At 52.4% G+C, this 2,240-nt stretch carries 2 protein-coding genes; both read left to right on the top strand.

Annotation, left to right across the window (positions count from 1 at the left end; all coding sequences use genetic code 11):
- The coding region (locus AB4043_RS23040; RefSeq protein WP_442308210.1) for a type II and III secretion system protein family protein at positions 1-1,189 on the top strand (1,189 nt) is incomplete at its 5' end.
- A gap of 2 nt (positions 1,190-1,191) precedes the next feature.
- Complete coding sequence (locus tag AB4043_RS23035) at positions 1,192-1,629, top strand: DUF192 domain-containing protein (RefSeq protein ID WP_442300716.1); 438 nt, start codon at positions 1,192-1,194, stop codon at positions 1,627-1,629.
- The last annotated feature ends 611 nt before the right edge of the window (positions 1,630-2,240 follow it).

The following is a 2,240-nucleotide window of genomic DNA, read 5'->3' as shown; positions in this document are numbered from 1 at the left end:
GTTGGAAGCCCTACGCCGCGAACTCAGAACCGAGTTTCCCGGCCAGGCAGTGCGCGTCAGCTCCGAAGGAGGCTCTATCTTCCTTCGCGGCACGGTGAAGGATCTCGACAGCTCCAAGCGGGCCGTTCAGATCGCATCCACCGCCGGCAAAGTGGTTAACCTGCTGTACGTCGACATGCCTGCAGCCGAACCGCAGATTCTGTTGAAGGTGCGCTTCGCAAGCATCGACAGAACCCGCGGCCAGCAGCTTGGCATAAACGTCTTCAGCACCGGCGCCACGAATAGTATTGGTACTGTTACGACGCAGCAGTTCGCACCGCCGACGTTTGTCAGCAACCCGGACGGTACACAGAAGTTAGTCCTGTCGGATCTGATGAATATCTTCATCTTCCGTCCCGATTTGAATCTCGGCGCGACTCTCCAGGCGTTGCAGACAACGGGCGTATTGCAGGTCCTGGCGGAACCTAATGTCATGACCGCCAATGGAAAACAGGGAAGCTTTCTGGCCGGTGGCCAGTACCCGTACCCCGTTATCCAGGGCATCACCGGAACCGGAACAGGAGCGATCACGATCCAGTTCAAGGAGTTTGGCGTCCGCCTGGACTTCATCCCAACAATTACACCTCGCGGGACGATCCGGCTTCAGGTTGCACCCGAAGTCAGTTCTCTCGACTTCGCAAACGGAGTAAGGTTATCCGGCTACAATATTCCGGCAATCAACACGCGCAAGGTCAGAACCGAAGTTGAGCTTGGCCAGGGTCAGAGCTTTGCAATCGGCGGACTGCTCGATAATCGCGAAACCAAGAACCTGTCGAAGATTCCTTTCATCGGGGATGTCCCGGTTCTTGGCAAGCTCTTCCAATCCATGTCAGTTACTAAGTCAAATACGGAGTTAGTGGTTATCATAACTCCGGAAATCGTGAACCCGATTCCGGCTGGAGCACCCAAGCCGGAGATCAAGTTCCCGGATAAATTCCTGCCTTCGATCTCGGGCACACCAATGGAAAACCCGAGCTCTCCCGCAGGAACAACCCCTCCGCCAGCAACCATTGCAGTTGAGAAACTGGTTGAGAGCATGAAGCCAGGGCGTACGTTGCAAACGGAAAGTATGTCTCCCGTAGCCGTGTATAACTTCACGAACAACGGGGAGACAGACAATCCACAACAACCAGCAAGTCCACAGCAATAAAGATGGAACATAGCGCCATGGCTCTTCTCAAATGGATCTCGGGCATTTTCGCTTCACACGCGGAGAGGCCCGAGATCCATTTAATCGTCAAAAATACGACACGTCACACTGAGTTAGCTCGATGCATCGACGTGGCAGATACAAGCAAGACCCGTAGAAAAGGCCTGCTTGGCCGAAAGCAATTATCTACGGGAGAAGGTCTGTGGATCGTGCCCTGTGGTGGGGTTCACACGTTCAGAATGCAATTCTCGATTGACCTTGTCTATCTAAGTAGAGATAAGCGAGTAAGAAAAATAAGACATAACGTGCCTCCCTGGAGGATTTCATTATGCCTTCTCGCTCACTCCGTACTGGAATTAGAAGCCGGCTCTGTCCGCAGGAGCGGAACGCGCCGCGGCGACCGGCTTGAATTACCCCTGGCGCCTAACAAGAGCGTCTAAATGTGTCCAAATATGACTTACGATCTCATCACGACAAACAACATTGCGAATTCCGCATTGTTGTTTCCGTTTAAGCTGTTAACGGCCTGTCTTTATTGCTCTTTGTGGCATTTCATTGAGCAGATTTGCGCCTCAGCGCCGACAACTACACTTACAAAAAATGCCGTCGTAGATGTCAGCAGAGAAATGACAACTGTTTGCACACTTAGAACGCCAGAGCGGCATTATTCCGCCTCAATATCCTGCCTAATTGCCCCGCTGGAGTCCGCTTCACGCAATTTCCTGGCTATTTATCGGCATATTACGCCTGGCGAGAATGGCACCTCAGTTGCTAGATACAAGATATAAAGTCAACCAGTCTTCGACTGGGAAAAATCAAGAGAGTGGAGGAACTAATCATGAAGAACAAAATGTGGATGATGTACCTGACGGTAAAGGATGTTCTGAGCAACGAGGACGGACAGGATCTTATCGAGTACGCGCTGGTGGTWGCACTGATCGCCTTYGCCGCTACKGCCGGAATGTCGACCCTGGCRRCYGATATCAATMMSGCGTTCAMCAACATCGGCACGAMGCTTACCACKTAYACCGGCTGATTCGTAGCGGTAGGT

The organism is Terriglobus sp. YAF25, from assembly GCF_052113305.1.
In the GTDB taxonomy this organism is placed as follows: domain Bacteria; phylum Acidobacteriota; class Terriglobia; order Terriglobales; family Acidobacteriaceae; genus Terriglobus.
Note: the sequence above shows the minus strand (reverse complement) of the source record. Positions and strands in the feature narration are given on the sequence as shown.

Excerpts from the sequence above, each read along its gene's own strand:
- AB4043_RS23035 (WP_442300716.1), top strand. The coding sequence starts at position 1,192 with ATGGAACATAGCGCCATGGCTCTTCTCAAATGGATCTCGGGCATTTTC.